Origin of the sequence: Arthrobacter endolithicus, assembly GCF_026627425.1 — a bacterium.
GTDB lineage: Bacteria > Actinomycetota > Actinomycetes > Actinomycetales > Micrococcaceae > Arthrobacter_M.
Map to the genome: position 1 here is coordinate 1 of NZ_JAPNLH010000070.1, position 595 is coordinate 595.

Sequence of the window (595 nt, forward strand, 5' to 3'; positions counted from 1 at the left end):
GGCGACGAGACTCAGCTAAAGTGCTCGCGAAATGGGGTGCGTGCCGCATTTGAGAAGTGCTCGCGAAATCTCTGGTGCATGTTCGGGTGCTTTGGTGTGCTGGAGGGATGGACTATGGGATGTCGTTGTCTGCGCGCAGGGAAATCACGAAGAAGGAAGCCGGGGAGTATTTTCGGTCTTCGAAGAAGGCCAAGGGCGAGATCCTGGACCGGTTAGTCATTGAGATCGGGTGGTCCCGGGCAAACGCCCGCCGCCAGCTGGGCAAGGCGTTCCGGCGGCGAGGCCCAGCCCGTGTGGTGACACGCAAGCCGAGGCCGCCAACGTATGGCTATGACACGGTAAAGGTCCTCCAGCAGGTCTGGGTCGTGGCGGGGCAGCCCTGCGGGAAGTACCTGGCCGCGGTCATGAGTGCCACGCTGGCCAACATGGAAGCCCACATCGGTTCCGGCACCTTCGGCAGGGCCCGATCCCGCTACAGCCCACAGGTGCACACCCAGTTACTGGCGATGAGCGCGGCCACGATCGACCGCCTGCTGGCACCGTTCAAACTGTCGATGTATCCGGAGGGGAAATCCACGACCCGGTCGCGACGGAA

Annotated in this window: 1 pseudogene; it reads left to right on the forward strand. The window is 62.9% G+C overall.

The window, feature by feature from the left end:
- Positions 1 to 119: 119 nt before the first annotated feature.
- Positions 120 to 595, forward strand: a pseudogene (locus OS914_RS18040) (hypothetical protein); the annotation flags it as partial.